The organism is Gordonia hydrophobica NBRC 16057 (assembly GCF_001592365.1).
Lineage (GTDB): Bacteria > Actinomycetota > Actinomycetes > Mycobacteriales > Mycobacteriaceae > Gordonia > Gordonia hydrophobica.
The window spans coordinates 625,306-641,945 of sequence record NZ_BCWU01000001.1 but is presented as its reverse complement, the minus strand read 5'-3'; the positions used below and the strand labels follow the sequence as shown (position 1 = coordinate 641,945).

Sequence of the window (16,640 nt, the reverse complement as noted above, 5' to 3'; positions counted from 1 at the left end):
CTCACACCACCTTCGCCGGCACGACCAGAGCGAACACCTGCGTCAGCACCACGTTGACGGTGAACAGCAGGATCACCGAGTTCACCACCGCCGCGTTGACCGAGTTCGCCACGCCTGCCGGGCCACCGCTGGTCGAGAGTCCGCGGTCGCAGGCGACGATCGCCACGATGGCACCGAAGATCACCGCCTTGACGAGGGCGAAGAGGAGGTCCGGCACACCCGCGAACGAGGCGAACGTGCCCGTGTAGCTGCCCGGTGTACCGCCTTGGAAGTAGACGTTGAACAGGTAGCCCGTGATGAAGCCGACGAAGCAGACGAAGCCGCAGAGGAAGAAGGCGACGACCATGGTCGCGAGCAGCCGCGGCGAGATCAGCCGCTGGATCGGGTTGACGCCCATGACGCGCATCGCGTCGATCTCTTCTCGGATGGTGCGCGAGCCGAGGTCGGCGGCGATGGCCGAGCCGACGGCACCCGCCAGCAGCAGCGAGGTGACCAGCGGCGCGCCCTGACGAATCACGCCGAGACCGGTAGCCGCACCTGAGAACGACGTCGCACCGATCTGACCCGCGATGTTCGAGACCTGAATCGACACGATGACACCGATGGGAATGGCGACCAGGAGCGTAGGAAACACCGACGTCGAGGTCATGAAAGCGCACTGCCGGATGAACTCACCGAACGGGAAGCGGCGTTTGACGATGTCCTCGACCAGGACTTTGAAGACCTCGACGAACATCGCGAGCTGGCGACCGAAGGTCTCGAAGGACTTCTTGACGTGTTCGTCGAACCATTTGCCGACACCGTGATCGGACCAGCGACGTCGCCGGGCACTCGGTGCCGTGTCTGTCGTCATCCCCTGCCTTCGCCTCGCGATCCGTCGCCGTCGGCGGTCATCGACCGCGAGCTCGGACCCCCGCATGCCCAACGAATCAAGTCGTTCGGTCGTAATATACACACGGATTTCTTACGAATGTGCGAAGGGCCACACATAACTTCACCTATGTAGCAAATCATGTGTGCGTAGATTGTGACGCTGCGAACGCGCGGCAAGTGGCCCCACCTTCCGGCGGGGCCACTCGTGGTGGGGCGGTGAGTCGGTCGCTACGTCAGATATCGGTACGCGGGGGTATCGGGCTCCAGCCGCTCCACGTCGAGCCGCGATCGAGCCATCCGGTCCTGAAGTCCGGCCAGAGCGGCCGGATCGCCCAGCTCGATGCCGACGAGCGCCGCTCCGGTCTCCCGGTTGTTGCGCTTCACGTACTCGAACAGCGTGATGTCGTCGTCCGGGCCGAGTACCTCGTCCAGGAATCGCCGCAGCGCACCCGGTTCCTGCGGGAAGTTGACCAGGAAATAGTGCTTGAGTCCGCGGTGGACCAGAGAGCGCTCGACGATCTCGCCGTACCGGGAGACGTCGTTGTTGCCGCCGGAGACCAGCGCGACGACGGTGGCGCCCGCAGGCAGTCGCAGTTCTTGCGCGGCGGTGACGGCCAGCGCCCCGGCGGGCTCAGCGATGATGCCTTCGTTCTGGTACAGCTCCAGCATGGTGGAGCAGACGGCGCCCTCGCTGACGTAGGTGATCGTGACGCTACCGGGCGCGAAGTCGATCTCCGACGCGTCGATCAGCGGCACCGCGGACTCGGCGGCGATGCCGTCGAGCGCCGGATGCTTCACCACGCGGGCGCCCGCCGCCGCCATGACATCGTGCCCGAGGCCGCCCACGCGCTTCACGGCGGCGCCGTCGACGAACGAGTCGACGGTCGGCAGCGTGTACGGCTCGCCTCGCACGAGTGCCGCAGCCAGTGACACCGCACCGCGCGGCTCCACGCCCACGATCGCCGCGTCGGGGCACACCTCGCGCAGGTAGGTGACGATGCCGGCCATGCAGCCGCCACCGCCGACGGGCAGGATCACCACGTCGGGGTTGGAACCGAGCTGGTCGACGATCTCCTTGCCGATGGTTCCCTGGCCCGACGCGGTGCGGGGGTCGTCGAAGGCATGAATCCACGTCGCGCCGGTGCGCAGGACGTCGGACTGCGCGGCCGAGGCCGCAGCGTCGTAGGTGTCGCCGACGGCGATGAGCTCGACGAAGCCCTTCCCGTGCCACAGGATTCGATCGCGCTTCTGCTTGGGCGTGGTGGTCGGGACGTAGATGCGACCGGTCACCTTCATGGTGGCGCATGCGAAGGCGACGCCCTGCGCGTGGTTGCCCGCGCTCGCGGCGACCACACCCGCGGCGAGTTCGGACTCGGTGAGCTGCGCCATCACGTTGTAGGCGCCGCGGATCTTGTATGACCGCACGCCCTGCAGGTCTTCCCGCTTGAGATGGATCTTCGCGCCGGTCTGGGCGCTCAGCCGCGGGCACTTCTCCAGCGGGGTGTGCCGCACGACGCCATCCAGACGCCGCGCCGCGTCGATAATGCTCGCCGGACTGAGGGCTAGGTCAGAGGCGGGCGCGGTTTTCGGCGTAGAAGTCACGTTCTCCATCGTCCCACCGCCGGCGGGCGAGCCGGTAGCCGCCCCACCAGATCGCGAGGAGAACACCGCCACTGGCCCACATCGCGGCCACGCCGGACGCGGTGAACGTGAAGACCATCGCCGCGACGACGACGGCAGCCACCACGGCCACGACCTTGTACAGCGGCCACGGGACGCCGAAGACCGAGACGTACGCCCCACCACTCATAGTTGTGGTGTCGGGAACGACAGCTGCCAGGGAAGTCATAGAAATAGTGTAGCGCACGCCGATAGTAGTTTTCGGCTCGCCGAAATTCAGCACCCGAGGCGGCCGTATCTACTGCAGCACTACGTCAGACAGCTCGGGCCGAGCAGCGCCTTCAGGTCGCCCATCAGCGCCGACGTCGGAGCGACGCGCAGCGCTTCGGTGAGCCGCAACTGAGTCTGCTTGTTGCGTTCGCTGACCAGGGTGACGGTCACGTCGGAAGTGCCGGGGTGACGCACCAGGATCTGCTTGAGCGCGCTGACGCGGTCGGGGGTGCAGACCCGCGCCGAGAGCGTGAGATTCAGCGGCTTGGTGGTTCCGACGGCGGCCAGATCCGGGACGGCCAGATCGTTGGCGCTGATCATCGTCGAGTCGTCGCGCTTGTTGACGCGGGCGCGCACCAGCACGATGTTGTCCGCGACCAGATCCATGCCGTACGCGACGTAGGCGCGGGGGAAGAAGTAGACCTCGACGCCACCGACCATGTCCTCGATGGTGACCGCGGCCCAGGGCTCGCCCTTCTTGTTCACCCGTCGGGTGACCGAGGAGATGATGCCGCCGATCGTGATCTGCGCACCGTCCTTCACCTCCCCCTCGAGCAGCGAGTGGATCGACGTGTCGGTCTGCGCCGCGATCGCGTGCTCGAGTCCGGCGAGCGGATGCCCGGACACGTACAGGCCGAGCATGTCGCGTTCCAAAGCGAGTTTGTGCTTGGTGTCCCACTCGTCCTCGGGGACCTTGACCGCGAAGACGTCGTCCACCGCGTCGTCACCGGCTCCGCCGAAGAGGTCGAACTGACCGATCGCCTCGGCCTTCTTCGTCGACAGCACCGCGTCGATCGCGTCGGCGTGCACCAGGAACAGCCCCTTGCGGTCGTGCCCCATCGAGTCGAAGCCACCGGCCTTGATCAGCGACTCGGTGACCTTCTTGCTGCACGCGTGAACGTCGATCTTCCCGAGATAGTCGGAGAAGTTGGCGAACGCGCCCTTCTCCTCGCGGGCGGCGATGATCGACGACACCACGCCCGTTCCGACATTGCGGATCGCGGCGAGACCGAAGCGGATGTCTTCGCCGACGGCGGCGAAGTCGGCACGCGAGGCGTTGACGTCGGGCGGCAGAACGGTGATGCCCATCTTGCGGCAGTCCGCGAGATAGATCGCCGCCTTGTCCTTGTCGTCACCGACCGAGGTCAACAGACCCGCCATGTACTCGGCCGGATAGTTGGCCTTGAGATAGGCGGTCCAGAAGGAGACCAGTCCGTACCCGGCAGCGTGCGACTTGTTGAATGCGTAGCCCGCGAAGGGAAGGACGGTCTCCCAGAGCGCGGTGATCGCCCCTTGTGAGAAGCCGTTGTTCCGCATGCCGTCGGCGAAGCCGTCGTAGGCCTCGTCGAGGATCTCCTTCTTCTTCTTACCCATGGCGCGACGGAGCAGGTCGGCCTGTCCGAGCGAGTAGCCCGCCACCTTCTGAGCGATCTGCATGATCTGCTCCTGGTAGACGATCAGACCGAACGTCTCGGCGAGGATCTCCTTCAGCGGTTCCTCGAGCTCCGGGTGAATCGGTTTGATGTCCTGCAGGCCGTTCTTGCGCTTGGCGTAGTCGGTGTGCGCGTTGACGCCCATCGGGCCCGGGCGATACAGCGCGAGCACGGCGACGATGTCTTCGAAGCCGGTGGGCTGCATCATCTTCAGCAGTTCGCGCATCGCGGCACCGTCGAGCTGGAAAACACCGAGGGTGTCGCCTCGGGCGAGCAGTTCGTAGGTCTTCTCGTCTTCCAGCGGCAGCGTGTCGAGGTCGAGTTCGACGCCGCGGTTGGTCTTGATGTTCTCGATCGCGTCGCCGATGACGGTCAGGTTGCGCAGGCCGAGGAAGTCCATCTTCAGCAGGCCGATGGCCTCACACGACGGGTAGTCCCATCCGGTGATGATCGCGCCGTCCTGAGCACGCTTCCACACCGGGATGGCATCGGTCAGCGGGTCGCACGACATGATGACCGCGCAGGCGTGGACGCCGGCGTTGCGGACCAGTCCCTCCAGACCCAGTGCCGTGTCGTAGATCGTCTTGACTTCGGGATCGGTCTCGATCAGCGTCCGGACCTCGCTGGCCTCGGAGTACCGCTCATGCTCCGGATCGGTGATGCCCCACACCGGGATGTCCTTGGCCATGATGGGCGGCGGCAGTGCCTTGGTGATGCGGTCGGCGATCGCGTAACCGGGCTGCCCGAACTGAACGCGCGCGGAGTCCTTGATCGCAGCCTTGGTCTTAATGGTGCCGAAGGTGATGACCTGCGCCACCTTGTCGTGACCCCACTTGTTGGACGCGTAGGTGATCATCTCGCTGCGCCGACGGTCGTCGAAGTCGATGTCGATATCGGGCATCGACACGCGCTCCGGGTTGAGAAACCGCTCGAAGAGCAGACCGTGCGGGATGGGGTCGATGTTGGTGATCCCCATCGCGTACGCGACCAGCGAACCGGCCGCCGAACCGCGGCCCGGCCCCACCCGGATGCCGACCTCCAGCGCGTGCGAGATCAGGTCGCCGACCACCAGGAAGTACGCCGGGAAGCCCATCTGGTTGATGACGCTCATCTCGTACTCTGCGCGCTCGATGTACTCGACGGGCGGATTGCCGTTGAACCGGCGGTCCAGACCGGCCATCACCTCGTGCGCCAGCCACGACTCCTGCGTGTGACCGTCCGGCACGGGGAAGATCGGCATCCGGTCGTGGTGCTCCCACACCTCGTCGTACGACTGGACGCGCTCACCGATCTCGAGGGTGGAGTCGCAGCCGCCGGGAACCACATCGTCCCAGAGGGCGCGCATCTCCTCCGCGGACTTGAGGTAGTAACCGTCGCCGTCGAACTTGAACCGAGTCGGATCCGACAGCGTCTTACCGGTCTGCAGACACAGGAGCGCCTCGTGCGCCGTCGCGTGCTCGCGTGTCACGTAGTGGCAGTCGTTGGTGACCAGCGGTTTGATGCCGAGCTTGCGGCCGATGTCGAGCAGCCCCGACCGCACCCGCTGCTCGATCTCGAGGCCGTGCTCCATCAACTCCAGGTAGAAGTTGTCCTTGCCGAAGATCTCCTGCCACTTGGCCGCGGCCTCCAACGCCTCCTGATCGTGACCGAGGCGCAGGCGCGTCTGCACCTCGCCCGACGGGCAGCCGGTGGTGGCGATGATTCCGTTCGCGTGCTCAGCGATGATCTCGGCGTCCATGCGCGCCCACTTGCCCAGCTGTCCCTCGAGCGACGCCAGCGACGACAGCTTGAACAGATTCCGCAGTCCGGTCGCGTTCTCGGCGACCATCGTCATGTGGGTGTAGGCACCCGAGCCCGACACATCGTCGGACTTCTGATCACGCGTGCCCCACAGGACGCGCTTGGTGTTGAAGCGAGACTCGGGGGCGATGTACGCCTCGATGCCGATGATCGGCTTGATGTCGTGCTTGCGGGCGGTGTTGTAGAACTCGCTCGCCCCGAACATGTTGCCGTGGTCGGTCATGCCGATCGCGGTCATCCCCAAGCGCTTCGCCTCGGTGAACAACGGAGACATCTTCGCAGCACCGTCGAGCATCGAGAACTCGGTGTGATTGTGAAGATGAACGAACGACCCCGACACGCGGCTGCTCCCTACGACGATCGAACTAGCTTGAGACCACTCCACTGTAGAGAAGTCGTCCGACAGCCCGGTCCCGGCGCGCTGGCCTGTGACAGATGAGGTCGGCGATGCGGAGTGTCGCCTCCGGCGTGTCGGAACTGGCGCCTACGGTTCGCGCAGAATGTCGATCGCCTTCTGCAGGTCGGCCGGATAGTCCGCGGTGAACTCCACCCGACGACCGTCCGCGGGGTGCGCGAAACCGAGCATCCGCGCGTGCAGCCACTGCCGCTCCAGCCCCAGTCGCGCGGCGAGCTTCGGGTCGGCGCCGTACGTCGGGTCGCCGCAGCACGGATGGTGCATGGCCGAGAAGTGGACTCGGATCTGATGGGTCCGGCCGGTCTCCAGGTGGACGTCGAGCAGTGACGCGGCCGCGAACATCTCGACGGTGTCGTAATGCGTGATGGACGCACGACCGTTCGCGGTGACCGCGAACCGCCACTCGCCGCCGGGGTGCCTGCCGATGGCGGCGTCGATGGTTCCGGACGGCGGATCGAGGTGCCCCTGCACCAGCGCGTGGTAGCGCTTGTCGACGGTCCGCTGTTTGAAGGCGCGCTTGAGCAGCGTGTACGCCCGCTCGGAAGCGGCGACCGCCATCACGCCCGACGTTCCCGCGTCGAGACGGTGGACGATGCCCTGCCGCTCCTGCGCTCCGGAGGTGGAGATCCGGAACCCCGCGGCGGCCAACGCGCCGACCACCGTCGGCCCGGTCCATCCCAGCGACGGGTGCGCCGCCACCCCGGCCGGTTTGTCGACCACGATGATGTCGGAGTCGTGGTAGATCACCTCGAGGTCTTCCACCGGCGTCGGCTCGATCGTCAGCGGTCGTTCCGGCTCGGGCAGGGTGACGTCCAGCCAGGTGCCTGCCACCAGTTTGTGCGACTTCCCGACGGCGACGCCGTCGACGGTGATGTCGCCCGCGTCAGCGAGCCCGGCGACGACGTTCCGCGAGAGGCCGAGCATGCGTGCGACGCCGGCGTCGATGCGCATGCCGTGCAGTCCGTCGGGCACCGGCATGGCGCGTGAGTCACGCATCGAGATCCTCCGATTCATCGTCCGCAGCGTCCTTGCGACGTCGGGCCGCCCACCCGGTGCGCGTGCCGTCGTAGTCGTAGCCGAGGAGGGTCAGCAGCACCAGGAGCACGGCACCGCAGACGACGGCCGAGTCGGCCAGATTGAACGTCGGCCACCAGTCGCCGACCTGGATGAAGTCGACGACGTGCCCGCGGAACGGGCCCGGCGAGCGGAACATCCGGTCGGTCAGGTTGCCGAGCGCCCCGCCCAGCACCAGTCCGAGGCCGATCACCCACCCCAGTGATCCGAGGCGATTCGCGTAGCGCACGATGCCGAGCACGACGACGAGAGCGACGAACGTCAGGATCCACGTGTAGCCGGTCGCCATCGAGAACGCGGCACCGCTGTTGCGGGTGAGCGCGAACGTCAGGAAATCGCCGATCACCGAGACCGGCCGACCATACTCCAGGTTCGCGACGACCAACGCTTTGCTCAGCACGTCGAGCAGGTAGGCCACCGCCGCGACAGCGATCAGAATCGGGATCAACGCGAGTCCGCGACGGCGCGACGGAGCTCCGGCGCTCTGCGCCGCGGAGTGGTTCATGCCGTCAATTGTCCACAACCGTCCCGATGTCCGCGCACCCCGCCTCGTCTCGTCGTGGGTTTCGCGACCGCATGAGGTCACCTCCGCGGCATTCCGCGCAGGCCCTAAGCTGGCGAGGGTGACTGTCTCGTCCCTGCCTTCGACTCCCTCTGGAATGTGTCGCCGCGCCGTCGTCGCGGCCGCAGCCGCCGCCGTGGTGGCCGCTGGGCTCACCGCGTGTTCCGCCGACGAGCCGGTCGACGACGGCCCCTGCGCCGCCACGGCCGCCAGCAAGGACGACGGTGCCCGCTCCATCAACCTCCCGAGCCCCGAGGTCACCGTGCTCTCGCCGGGCGACGGCGCCCCGCAGCCGCTGACCGTGGCACCGGACACCGACTCCTCCCAGTCCGTCACACTGGAGACCTCGTCGACGGAGTCGAGCATCGCGCCGTCGGCGCCGAACGCGGAGCAGAACCAGATTCAGAACACCGAGCAGCAGTTGGTCACGCCGATCACCGCGCGGACGGTGTGCGACGATCCGACCAGTCTGGAGTTCAGCATCGGCGCGCCGACCAGCAAGGACACCGATCTCGCTCCCCTGCTGACCGATCTCGACACCTCGACCGGCGGGCTCTCGTACGGGCCGGGCATGGCCCCGACCCGGCTGCGCCTGAAGCCGACCGATGCCGCCGGGTCGCCGGCCCGGAGTGCATTGGAGCAGTCGTTGATCGGCGCCCTCGACTACGCCATCCCCCTGCCGACAACGCCGGTCGCCACCGGCGCCACCTGGCGCGCGGTTCGGCGAGTGACCGGCTCCGCGACCGTCACCCAGACCATGACGGTCACGTTGGTCTCGCGCACGGCGGACGTGCTCGAACTCGACGTCGCAATCGACGAGGAACCGGTGAACTCGGTCTTCGCCATCCCCGGATCGGACGCCACCCTGCACATTGCACGGTTCTCGATGAGCGGCAAGGGCTCGTTCACCGTCGATCTGCGCCGGCTGCTCCCGACGTCGGGAACGCTCACCATGCAGGGCGGCCGAGAACTCCTCGGCGACGATCCCAACCGACCGATCCTGCAGAAGAACGGATTCACCCTCGCCTGGAAGAAGTCGGAGTGACTTCCACCCGGCGAGGGTGAGGGATCGATCAGCAGCTCAGGTGAGCGGCTCGGTCAGCCGGCCTTCTTGGTGCTGCTAGTCGCCTTCTTGGTCGTGCTGCTCGACGAGTCGGCGCACAGCGGCGAGCTGACCTCGGCCTGGCTCAGGAGCGGGCAGACGGTCTGCTTCGACAGCTTCCACCGGCCGTTGTCGTAGACGATCGACGCATCGATCTTGGTCGGCGGGTTGTCGGGGAGCTTCACCTCGACCTTGACCTTGGCCCGGTTCGGGCCGTTCTTCAGGATCGGCTTCTTGATCGCGTAGGTGACGTCCGGGTTGTCCTTCTTCGCCTTCACCAACTGCTTGAACAGGTCCGGATCGACCTCGGAGCCTTCCACCAGGTCGACCTTGTCGGCGGGCTTGATGTCGGGATCGAGCGCCTGCTGAAGCATCTCGTTCAGCGCGTCGACGCTCGGAACCTGGTTGGCGTTCGTCATCGCCGCGTCACCGGTCGTCGCGGCCGCCGAGGTCTCCGACGCGGTGGCGGTCGGAACCGCGGGCACGTTCGAATCGTCATTTCCCCCGCACGCGGCCGTCGCGGCCAGCGCGCCGGCGACCACAACACCGGTCACCAATTTACGAATGTTCACCGAAGTCGTCCTAACGTTGTCGGTCTCCAGGCCCGTCCGCGGGCCGAACTCAACCCACTATGCCAAACGTCACCGGATCCGTGCATGCACAGTCCCGCGGACGACGCAATCTCTCAGGAACGTCTCATCTGTCTCGTCCGCACCAGCCGACCTGCACACATCCGATGGCCCGGGATGCGAGAATCGACGCCATGAGTACTCGTCAGGTCGTGATGATCACCACTGGCGGCACCGCCGCATCCCGCAGCACCGAGCACGGAACCGTCCCCGTCCTGCATGCCGCCGATCTGGTCCCGGAAACCGCGGACGACATCAGCGTCCGCCCCGTCGAGCTGATGGCGAAGGACTCCTCGGCGCTGACCGTCCGCGATCAGTTCGCGATCGTCGCGGCGATCGCCGAGGCGTTCACCGACCCGACGGTCGTCGGCGTCGTCGTCACGCACGGCACCGACACGCTCGAGGAGACCGCCTATCTGGCCGACGTCTTCGCGGCCGATCCGCGCCCGGTGGTGTTCACCGGCGCGCAGTACGCCGCCGACCATGAACTGTCCGACGGCCCCGCCAACATCGCGGCCGCCGTCGCACTGGCCGCCGCTCCCGATTCCCGCGGCCGGGGCGTCCTCGTCTCGCTCGGCGGCCGAGTGCTCGGTGCGCGCGGCGCGTTCAAGATCTCCACCACCGACGTCGTCGCCTTCGACACCGTGCACCCCGCCATGCCGCGTCCGCTCGTCGCCGAGTCGCTGCCCGACGGGCGTCCCGCACGCGTCGATCTCCTCGCGCTCTACCCGGGCGTCTCGCCCGGCACCATCGCGTCCGGCGTCGCCCAGAATGCGGCTGGAATCGTGTTGTCCGCCACCGGTTCCGGCAATACGCACCCGGACATCACCGCCGAGGTGCACCAGGCCGTCCAGCGCAACGTCACCGTCGTCGTCTCGACCCGCGTGCCGTACGGCGCCGTGGAGGCGACGTACGGCGGCGGAGGCGGCGGCGTGGACCTGCTGCGGGCCGGCGCCGTCTTCTCACCGTGGCTGCGGGCGCCGCAGGCCCGCATGGCGCTCATCGCGCTGCTCTCGGTGGGCGCGGACAGCGAGGCCGTCGCAGAGTTCTTCCGCGCCTCGTCGCCCACCACCTGACGCCGTCGCACCTCAGCCGAGGTCGTCGAGGTCCCAGTCCAGACTGTCGAGCGGATCGGCGCGTTGCAGCGCCGGTTCCGGCAGCCGGAACGTCAGCGCCCGACCGGGACCCGTCGCGCGGGTCTCGAAGCGGACCGTCACAAAGCCGTGTCCGCCGCCCTGCACCCAGCCGTGGCCGTGTTCGGGATGGACCACGTCGACGCCGGTCGGCCACTCCCGCACCGCCGCTGCACCGGAGTCGGTCACCGCTGCGGGTACAGCGGTGGTCTCGCCCGCGTGCCCGGCCTCGTGGTCGACGACCTCCGCGCGCTCGACCTCGTCGCCGAGTCCGGGGAACAGCGACTCCTGCTGAGTGTCCGAGAGCCCGGAGTAGCTGACGCCCACCAGGCGGATCGGACCGATGTCATGAGGATCGAGCATCACCCGGTGCGCCGCCGAGGTGAGGGTGTCGATGTCGGTCGTCGCCGCGGGCAGGGTGATGGATCGGGTGAGGATCGACATGTCGGATCGCTTGAGCTTCACCACCACGGTCCGCGCGCCACGACCGTCACCTGCCAGTCTGCGGTGCGCATCCGCCGCCGCCCCGGAGACGGCCGTCCGCAGCGCCGCAGCGTCGACGATGTCGACGGCGAACGTCGATTCGGCGCTGATCTGCTTCGACTCGGCGCGCTCGGCGACCGGGCGCTCGTCGACGCCCTGCGCCAATCGGTGCAGCGACGGCCCCACCGTTCCGCCGAGCACCGAGATCACCTCGGGCTCCGACAGCGCCGCGAGATGACCGATGGTCTCCACGCCCAAGCGCGCCAGTCGATCGCCGGTCACCGGCCCGACTCCCCACAGCTTTCGAACCGGGAGACCGTGGAGAAAGGCGAGTTCCGTCGACGGCGGAATCACCTTCACCCCATCGGGTTTCGCCATTCCCGATGCGATCTTGGCGATCTGTTTGCCCGAGCCGAAGCCGACCGACGCCGCCAGTCCGGTCTCCTCGCGGATCGCCGCCCGAAGGCGCTGTGCGAACGCCAGCGCTTCGTCGACCGTCGCGCCGACCAGTCCCTCCGGCTCGCCGAACGCCTCGTCGAACGAGAGGGTCTCGATGACCGGCAGGAACGTCCGCATCACCGCGAACACCCGTCGGCTCACTACCGAGTACACCGAGCCGCGGGGCGGGACCACCACCGCGGCGCCGCCCACCAGACGTCGAGCCTGATGCATCGGCATCGCCGAATGAGCGCCGTAGACACGCGATTCGTAGCTCGCCCCCGCCACCACGCCCCGCCCGCCCAGTCCGCCGACGAGGACGGGCCGACCGGCCAGCGTCGGTCGCGTGAGCTGTTCGACGGACGCGAAGAAGGCGTCCATGTCGATGTGCAGCACCCAGCGCGCGCTGCGCTCGGCCCCATGGTCAGTCACGGCGCTCGCGACACCGCTGAAGCACCCGCGGATCCGATGTCGTGAACCGGTCGATCTCCTCTCCCGCGTCGCAGCGCAGGAGCGAGATGGTCGCCGAGTCCTTCCGCAGTGAGACGACCTCCCATTGCGCTCCGTTGTCTTCCCAACGCTGGAGTCGTTCGAGGTCGTCGCTGCTCATGGTGCCATTCTATCGCCGCCGTCCCGCCCGCAGACGCCCGCGGTCGACGTTCCTCGTAGGCTTCACGCCGTGACTTTCACTCGATACGTCGCCCTCGGCGACTCGTTCACCGAAGGCGTCGGCGACGACGCCCCGGACCTGCCCAACGGCGTCCGCGGCTGGGCCGACCGCGTGGCCGCCGCACTCGCGCACTCTCGCCCCGACCTGGAGTACGCGAACCTGGCGATCCGCGGGCGGAAGATGGGGCCGATCATCGACGAGCAGGTTGCTCCGGCCATCGCCATGCGCCCCGACCTGGTCACGATCTACGCCGGCGCCAACGACATCCTGCGCCCCAAAGTCGACATCGACGCCATCCTCGCCGCCTACGACGCCGCCGTCGAGCGGCTCGCCGCGTCCGGCGCCCACACCGTGCTGTTCACCGCTCACGACCCCGGTGGCTGGCCACTGTTCAGCGGACTCCGCGGACGGTTCGCGATCTACACGGAGGGCGTCCGAGAGATCGCCGACCGTCACGGCGCGACGATCGTCGACTTCTGGCGCATGCCCGACTACCGCGACGAGCGACTCTGGTCGTTCGACCGCCTGCACATGTCGCCCGCAGGCCACCAGCGGATGGCGATCGCGGTCTTGGACACACTCGGGCTGGAGCACTCGTTGGTACCGCTCACGCTCGCTCCCGCGCCGGACCTCACCGTCGCCCAGCAGCGCGCCGAGAACCGACGCTGGATCAAGGAGTTCGCGGCGCCGTGGATCGGCCGTCGCCTGCGCGGCACGTCGAGCGGCGACGGGATGACCGCGCGGTACCCGGAGATCGGTCGCTTCCCCGGGTGACCGCGTCCGACCTCACGCCTTGCTGATGTCCACGCTGACACCATGGCTCAGCTCGATCGCGGCCGGATCGCCGGTCACGACGTCGAACGAGGTGGCGAGGACCTCGCCCGAGATCAAGGCGGCATGCGTCTGCGCCGTCTCGAGGCAGTCGGCGGGAACCACCATGCGCACCGCGATGCGGTCGGAGATGTCCAGCCCGAGGTTGCGGCGCGCGTCCTGAAGCTCACGGACTCGGTCCTTGGCCCAGCCCTCGGCCTCCAGCTCGGGCGTGACCTCGGTGTCCAACACCACCAGACCGCCGCCGCTCGGCATCTCCGCAGTCGATTCGGGAGCGACGGCCACCAGCTTGCGCGTGAACTCCTCGCCCTTGAGCTCGATGCCGTCGGCGATCACCGTCTGCACGCCGGTCTCCGCGTCGGTACCGAACTCCCAGTCCCCAGCCTTGACCGCCTTGATGGCGCGCTGCACGTCCTTGCCGATCCGCGGACCCGCGGCGCGGGCGTTCACCGCAACCTCCACGCGACCCACCGAATCCACATCGGTGGAGAGGACGACGTTCTTCACGTTCATCTCCTCGGCGATCAGATCGACGTACGGCGCCAGCTGCTCTGCGGTGGGCGACGCGAGCGTCAGTGCCGGCAGCGGCAGTCGCACACGCAGCTTGTTGGCCTTGCGGACGCTGGAGGCCACCGAGCACACGGCCTGGACCCGGTCCATCGCATCGACCAGTTCGGCATCGGAGTGCAGTTCTTCCGCGGTCGGCCAATCGGTCAGGTGCACCGACCGCTCTCCGGTGAGGCCGCGCCACATCGCCTCGGTGGCGAGCGGCAGCAACGGCGCCGCGAGACGACCGGCTACCTCCAGCACCGTGTACAGCGTGTCGAAGGCGTCGGCGTCCTCGTCCTGCCCCGCCCAGAACCGGGCGCGCGAACGACGCACATACCAGTTCGTGAGCGACTCGCAGAACTCACGGAAGCTCTCGCACGCACCCGCGATGTCGTAGACGTCGAGCGCCTCGGTCATCTCGTCGCGCGTCACCGACAGTTTGGCGAGGATGTAGCGGTCCAAGACGTGCTGCGAGTCGGTGCGCCAGGTCGCCGGACGATCCGCGTACAACTGCAGGAAACTGTACGCATTCCACATCGGCAGCAGCGCCTGACGAACGCCCTCGCGGATCCCGCGTTCGGTGACCACCAGGTTGCCGCCGCGCAGGATCGGCGACGCCATGAGGAACCACCGCATCGCGTCGGAACCGTCCCGGTCGAACACCTCGTTGACATCCGGGTAGTTGCGCTTGGACTTGCTCATCTTCTGGCCGTCGTCGCCCAGCACGATGCCGTGCGCCGCGACCGTCTTGAAGGCCGGGCGGTCGAACAGCGCCGTCGCTAACACGTGGAGGTTGTAGAACCAGCCGCGCGTCTGCCCGTTGTACTCGACGATGAAATCCCCCGGATTGTGCGGCAACACCCCGGATGCGCTCGCCCCGTCGCCATTCCCCGTCGCTGCGCTCGCCCCGTCGAACCACTCGGTGTTCTCGAACGGATAGTGGACCTGGGCATAGGGCATGGAGCCCGACTCGAACCAGCAGTCGAGGACCTCCGGGACCCGCCGCATCGTGGACCGACCGGTCGGATCGTCTGGGTTGGGACGCGTCAACTCGTCGATGTGCGGACGATGCAGGTTGTCCGGACGAACGCCGAAGTCCGCCTCTAACTGGTCCAGGCTGCCGTAGACGTCGACGCGCGGGTAAGCGGGGTCGTCGGAGATCCACACCGGGATCGGCGCACCCCAATAGCGGTTGCGGCTGATGTTCCAGTCGCGCGCGCCCTCGAGCCACTTGCCGAACTGGCCGTCGCGGATGTGCGACGGAGACCAGACGATCTCCTGGTTCAACTCCAGCATCCGGTCTTTGATCTTGGTGACCGCGACGAACCACGACGGCACCGCCATGTAGATCAGGGGCTGACCCGACCGCCACGAGTGCGGGTACGAGTGCTCGATCGTCTCGTGACGCAGGATGCGGCCCTGCTGGCTCGTCGCGCTCGCCGGGCTGCCGGTGTCGGCGCCCTTCAGGTCTTTGATGATGGTCGGGTTCGCATCGAAGACCATCTGGCCCTGATACGGGGGCACCAGGTCGGTGAACCGGCCGCCCGGGTCGAGCGGCTGAACCACCTCGATGCCGTTGGCGGTCGCGACGTCCATGTCCTCTTCACCGAAGGCGGGTGCCAAGTGCACCACACCCGTGCCGCTCTCGGTGGTCACGTAGTCCGCGAGCAGGATCCGATGCGAATTCGGGTGCCCCGCAAAGAAGTCGAAAGGCGGCAGGTAGCAGACGTCGGCCAGCTGCCTGCCGACATAGGTGCCGACCGTCTCCGGTTCGCCGAGTTCCCTGGCATAGGCGCCGACCAGCGCGGTCGCCATCAGATATTCGCCGCCGTCCTCGGTGCGCACATGCGAGTACTCGGTGTCCGGGTGGACGGCGATCGCGAGGTTCGACGGCAGCGTCCACGGTGTGGTGGTCCAGATCAGTGCGTTGACGCCGTCCAGGGCCGCCACCGGCGAGTCGGCGGGCACGACCAACGGCATGGTCACCGTGACCGCGGGGTCCTGTCGCATGCGGTAGGCGTCATCGAGCTTGGACTCCTGGTTGCTCAGCGGCGTCTGCTCGTACCAGGAGTACGGCAGCACGCGGTAGCCCTGGTACACCAGGCCTTTGTCGTGCAGACGCTTGAACGCCCACATCACCGACTCCATGAAGTCGAGATCCAGCGTCTTGTAGTCGTTGTCGAAATCCACCCAGCGCGCCTGACGCGTCACGTAGTCGCGCCACTCCCCGGTGTACCGAAGCACCGAGTCGCGGCAGTACTCGTTGAACTTCGCGACACCCATCTTCTCGATCTCCGACTTGTCGGTGATCCCGAGTTGACGCTCGGCTTCGAGTTCGGCGGGCAGACCGTGGGTGTCCCAACCGAATCGCCGGTCGACCTTCTTGCCGCGCATGGTCTGGTACCGCGGGATCACGTCCTTGACGTACCCGGTGAGCAGGTGACCGTAGTGCGGGAGCCCGTTGGCGAAGGGCGGACCGTCGTAGAAGACGAACTCAGGAGCGTCCGCGCGGTTGGCGATCGATGCCGCAAATGTCTCGTCGGCGTCCCAGTAGGCCAGCACCGACTCTTCGACGGCGGGAAACGACGGTGCGCCCCGTCCGGTCCCGTCGGTCAGGTCGACGATCGGATAGGCCCGGCCCGATGCGTCGTTCTCGGCGCTCGGCCGGTCGGATTCGGTGGTCTGATCGCTCACGCGCTGCTCCTCGTGCCTGGTGCTGACCGACGGTCGTCGGCTTTCGGCACGGGGACGCCTCGCC

General features: G+C 67.4%; 13 protein-coding genes. 3 read left to right on the top strand and 10 right to left on the bottom strand.

The annotated features are described in order from the left end of the window. Position 1 precedes the first annotated feature (1 nt). From GH2_RS02985 to lspA, 6 genes are all read right to left on the bottom strand, one after another. On the bottom strand, positions 2-853 hold the full coding sequence (locus GH2_RS02985) for an MlaE family ABC transporter permease (protein ID WP_066162897.1): 852 nt from the start codon (positions 851-853) through the stop codon (positions 2-4). Positions 854-1,101: 248 nt separating this feature from the next. Next, the gene (ilvA, locus tag GH2_RS02980; RefSeq protein WP_066162892.1) at positions 1,102-2,484 is read right to left on the bottom strand and encodes a threonine ammonia-lyase IlvA; all 1,383 of its coding nucleotides are present in this window, start codon (positions 2,482-2,484) and stop codon (positions 1,102-1,104) included. Next, the gene (locus tag GH2_RS02975) at positions 2,441-2,722 is read right to left on the bottom strand and encodes a hypothetical protein (RefSeq protein ID WP_066163305.1); all 282 of its coding nucleotides are present in this window, start codon (positions 2,720-2,722) and stop codon (positions 2,441-2,443) included. The genes ilvA and GH2_RS02975 overlap by 44 nt, the downstream gene beginning before the upstream one ends. An 80-nt stretch (positions 2,723-2,802) precedes the next feature. After that, complete coding sequence (dnaE, locus tag GH2_RS02970; RefSeq protein ID WP_066162889.1) at positions 2,803-6,336, bottom strand: DNA polymerase III subunit alpha; 3,534 nt, start codon at positions 6,334-6,336, stop codon at positions 2,803-2,805. 144 nt (positions 6,337-6,480) lie between these two features. Then, positions 6,481-7,407: an RluA family pseudouridine synthase gene (locus GH2_RS02965; protein ID WP_066162886.1), complete on the bottom strand. Its 927-nt coding sequence runs from the start codon at positions 7,405-7,407 to the stop codon at positions 6,481-6,483. After that, positions 7,400-7,990, bottom strand: coding sequence for a signal peptidase II (lspA, locus tag GH2_RS02960; RefSeq protein WP_066162884.1), 591 nt, complete (start codon positions 7,988-7,990; stop codon positions 7,400-7,402). The genes GH2_RS02965 and lspA overlap by 8 nt, the downstream gene beginning before the upstream one ends. A 118-nt stretch (positions 7,991-8,108) precedes the next feature. Here lspA and GH2_RS02955 point away from each other — a divergent pair, with 118 nt between their 5' ends. After that, a complete protein-coding gene (locus tag GH2_RS02955) occupies positions 8,109-9,092 on the top strand; it encodes a hypothetical protein (protein WP_066162881.1) in 984 nt (327 codons plus the stop codon). 53 nt (positions 9,093-9,145) lie between these two features. Here the strand turns inward: GH2_RS02955 and GH2_RS02950 are convergent, their stop codons facing one another. Next, positions 9,146-9,721, bottom strand: a complete 576-nt coding sequence (locus GH2_RS02950; protein WP_066162879.1) for a WKL family lipoprotein — start codon at positions 9,719-9,721, stop codon at positions 9,146-9,148. A gap of 191 nt (positions 9,722-9,912) precedes the next feature. Between GH2_RS02950 and GH2_RS02945 the strand changes: the two genes are divergently transcribed. Next, the gene (locus tag GH2_RS02945; RefSeq protein ID WP_066162875.1) at positions 9,913-10,854 is read left to right on the top strand and encodes an asparaginase domain-containing protein; all 942 of its coding nucleotides are present in this window, start codon (positions 9,913-9,915) and stop codon (positions 10,852-10,854) included. Positions 10,855-10,866: 12 nt separating this feature from the next. Here GH2_RS02945 and GH2_RS02940 read toward each other — a convergent pair whose 3' ends face one another. Together GH2_RS02940 and GH2_RS02935 are read right to left on the bottom strand one after the other, a co-directional pair. Further along, positions 10,867-12,213 carry a DNA polymerase IV gene (locus tag GH2_RS02940; RefSeq protein ID WP_239588719.1) on the bottom strand — a complete coding sequence of 449 codons (1,347 nt, stop codon included), beginning with the start codon at positions 12,211-12,213 and terminating at the stop codon, positions 10,867-10,869. Positions 12,214-12,256: 43 nt separating this feature from the next. Continuing rightward, positions 12,257-12,442 (bottom strand): hypothetical protein, encoded by a 186-nt coding sequence (locus GH2_RS02935; protein WP_066162866.1) that lies wholly within the window; start codon positions 12,440-12,442, stop codon positions 12,257-12,259. 69 nt (positions 12,443-12,511) lie between these two features. Here GH2_RS02935 and GH2_RS02930 point away from each other — a divergent pair, with 69 nt between their 5' ends. After that, entirely contained in the window at positions 12,512-13,276 is a 765-nt protein-coding gene (locus GH2_RS02930) for an SGNH/GDSL hydrolase family protein (RefSeq protein ID WP_066162864.1), read from the top strand. 12 nt (positions 13,277-13,288) lie between these two features. Here the strand turns inward: GH2_RS02930 and ileS are convergent, their stop codons facing one another. Then, the gene (gene ileS, locus GH2_RS02925) at positions 13,289-16,576 is read right to left on the bottom strand and encodes an isoleucine--tRNA ligase (RefSeq protein ID WP_066162860.1); all 3,288 of its coding nucleotides are present in this window, start codon (positions 16,574-16,576) and stop codon (positions 13,289-13,291) included. Positions 16,577-16,640 lie beyond the last annotated feature (64 nt).

Coding starts and splice junctions, on each gene's coding strand:
- GH2_RS02985 (WP_066162897.1), bottom strand. CDS start 853: ATGACGACAGACACGGCACCGAGTGCCCGGCGACGTCGCTGGTCCGAT.
- ilvA (WP_066162892.1), bottom strand. CDS start 2,484: ATGGAGAACGTGACTTCTACGCCGAAAACCGCGCCCGCCTCTGACCTA.
- GH2_RS02975 (WP_066163305.1), bottom strand. CDS start 2,722: ATGACTTCCCTGGCAGCTGTCGTTCCCGACACCACAACTATGAGTGGT.
- GH2_RS02965 (WP_066162886.1), bottom strand. CDS start 7,407: ATGCGTGACTCACGCGCCATGCCGGTGCCCGACGGACTGCACGGCATG.
- lspA (WP_066162884.1), bottom strand. CDS start 7,990: ATGAACCACTCCGCGGCGCAGAGCGCCGGAGCTCCGTCGCGCCGTCGC.
- GH2_RS02945 (WP_066162875.1), top strand. CDS start 9,913: ATGAGTACTCGTCAGGTCGTGATGATCACCACTGGCGGCACCGCCGCA.
- GH2_RS02940 (WP_239588719.1), bottom strand. CDS start 12,213: ATGGACGCCTTCTTCGCGTCCGTCGAACAGCTCACGCGACCGACGCTG.
- GH2_RS02935 (WP_066162866.1), bottom strand. CDS start 12,442: ATGAGCAGCGACGACCTCGAACGACTCCAGCGTTGGGAAGACAACGGA.